Raw genomic sequence first — 2666 nt, forward strand, 5'->3', positions numbered from 1 at the left:
AGGATGAAGTTGAGGGTGAAGATCACTTCCTAACAAACCTTAAGGAAAGGCTGAAGGATTTATCATTTTTTCTCAATTTGATATATATTATAATCAATAGCAGGAGGTGTCCTCATGAATGATGTTTTTGTTCTCCTGGGAATTGATATGGAGACCGATATCGGCAGCTTCACTCCCTTTTTGCAAGGAGTTGAAAAGGGAACCCCTTTGCTTTTAAAACTCTTTGAAAAGAAAGGAATTCCGGCGACCTTCTTATGGGTAGCCGATATCATATCGCAGTTTAAATCCTTGGCTAAAGAAATCGAAAGATGTGGTCATGAAAATGGTTGTCATACTCTCCAGCATGAGACGCTTGGTGAGCCATACTTCGATATTCCCCTCATTAAGCCAGTGCTCTCTGAAGAGGTTGCTTATCGAATTCAAAAAGCAACTGAAATAGTCGGCGACGTCATTGGAACTCAACCCCTTTCTTTCCGTACCACCCGGTTTTGGGGAAATGAAATAACCTTGAATACGTTAAATGATTTGGGTTATTTAGCCGACTCGTCTTACCCAATGTATTACTACCAAAAACAGCTTACCCCTTACCATCCTTCACGGGAGAATTGGACCGAAAGTGGTAATTTAAATATTTTAGAAATTCCAACCTTCGCTGATTTAACCATTGAAAGCCACGATGAATATGGACGAGACCGTGATCAGTGGCCAATTTTTCGGACCGAAGGATCCCAGGTATTAATGAATCATATTGAAAACATGATTACTTATTTCTCCAAGCGAAACCTTCCTAAGGTTTTTTGTTTTTATCTCCATCCTTGGGAATTTATTGAGGTACCCAGTCGGCTTACTTATGGAGAAGCTACTATCGAACCATTTCCCTTCATAACTAAAAACTGCGGTCTGAAAGCACTCCAAGAACTTTCCATCCTTATAGATGAATTACTTCAGATCGGAGGACAATTTTATACTTTTCAGGATTTTACTAAAATTTGGAACAATCGACTGAGTAATGAATGATGGGTGAGATACCATCTTATTAGAAACGGAGGTCACCATGAAGGCTCTTTGCATCGTTATTCTAATTCTGGTAATTGTAGTTGCACTATTTTTAGTTGGAATTCACATCAAACCTCGACCTTTTCCCCCCTTCCCACGATCGGCTAAATCAATCCTAAAAACAATTCCCTTACCAGACGGTTTACCAAAACCGGTGGAACGTTTTTACCAATTAATATATGGAGAAAATATTCCGGTTATAGATTCAGCAATTGTCAGTGGTCGCCTACGCCTTCGTATTATGGGCATAACTTTCCCCGGACGATTCCGCTTCGTCCATGAAACCGGGAAAGGATACCGCCATTATATTGAAACCACTCTCCTTGGTTTTCCAATTATGAAAGTTAACGAGTTCTATTTAAACGGCAAAGGCCGTCTGGAACTCCCCTTCGGAATCAGCGAAAGTCCTGAAATCGATCAAGGAGGCAATCTCGGTATGTGGGCAGAGTCTACATTTTTTCCAGCCATTTGGTTGACCGACCCTAAAGTCCGCTGGGAACCGCTCGATCAGGACTCATCAATTCTGGTTGTTCCCTTCGGAGAGCAGGAAGAGCGCTTTATTGTGAGGTTTGACTCTCAAACTGGTTACTTAAAACTTATGGAAGCCATGCGCTATAAAAGTGCTGGTGATAAGCACAAAGTGCTTTGGCTTGCCGAAACATTAAAATGGGGTTCTATTGATAAACATAATCTCATGATAGAAGGAAGTGCCACTTGGCTTGATGAAGGAAAACCCTGGGCAGTCTTTACCGTTGATGATGTTGTCTATCAAGTAAATGTAAGCGAATATTTACAGGCTCATGGGTTATAATAACTGATGATTTAAAATGTTTCCCCTCCTTCTTTTAAACCTAATTTTTTTCTCTCACCCCTTTGAAAATTAAAGTCAGGGTGAGGAAAAAAATTTTTTCAAAACTTATTTAACGAAGTAGCTGATAGGTACTTTTATTCTGAACATACAGTTGCATGAAAATTCCTTTTTTAATCGACCTCTCCCTTTGGCTAAAGGGAGATGATTCGGGATTCGATTAATTTCCAAAAAACTCAAATCCCCCCAACCCCCTTTTCTAAAGGGGGAGATTCATATCTGAATAAGTAATTTTCATCCCCATCTGTTGCCACGAAAGTGGCATGAGGGTCTATCCTGAAAACAAATAGGGGCTTGATTTATCAAGCCCCTACCAAAAATATTTAGATATTATTGTAAGGGTGCAAATTTATTGCACCCGTTTAATTACCTTTTTATAAGTTGTCGGGCCTTGCGACCAATCGGTAAGATCCAACCATTCCTGAGGATAACCCACTTGTTGGGCCATTTTTTTAGGTTCACTAAACATACCATCGTCATAACGCACAATGAGCTGGTCGGCAAAGTTCCACCATTCTTGTACCAAAAATTCGGCGTTTTGTGTTGAATAATTGGTAAGATATTCCCGAGCTAAATCCGAATCCGACTGATAAATTTCCAGTGCTGTTTTTTGAACTACTGGTATGAGTTCCAGCATCTTTAACTCATATTTATCCTGCATCAGGGCGATATCAGCTCGCATGGCTTTATAATTCAAATTTGCCCAATTGGCAACGAAATTGAAAGCCCACCAGGCACTGTC

General features: G+C 40.2%; 2 protein-coding genes and 1 pseudogene. 2 read left to right on the plus strand and 1 reads right to left on the minus strand.

Annotated elements, in window-relative coordinates:
* Positions 1–114: 114 nt before the first annotated feature.
* Both PLK24_RS10490 and PLK24_RS10495 read left to right on the plus strand, forming a co-directional pair.
* Positions 115–1017, plus strand: a complete 903-nt coding sequence (locus tag PLK24_RS10490; protein WP_324478911.1) for a polysaccharide deacetylase family protein — start codon at positions 115–117, stop codon at positions 1015–1017.
* Between the two features lie 37 nt (positions 1018–1054).
* A complete protein-coding gene (locus PLK24_RS10495) occupies positions 1055–1867 on the plus strand; it encodes a DUF6544 family protein (RefSeq protein WP_324478913.1) in 813 nt (270 codons plus the stop codon).
* Between the two features lie 406 nt (positions 1868–2273).
* On the opposite strand, the pseudogene PLK24_RS10500 reads toward PLK24_RS10495, so the two are convergent.
* Positions 2274–2666, minus strand: a pseudogene (locus PLK24_RS10500) (dipeptidase); the annotation flags it as partial.

This window comes from Atribacter sp. (genome assembly GCF_035418125.1).
GTDB classification, from domain to species: Bacteria; Atribacterota; Atribacteria; order Atribacterales; family Atribacteraceae; genus Atribacter; species Atribacter allofermentans.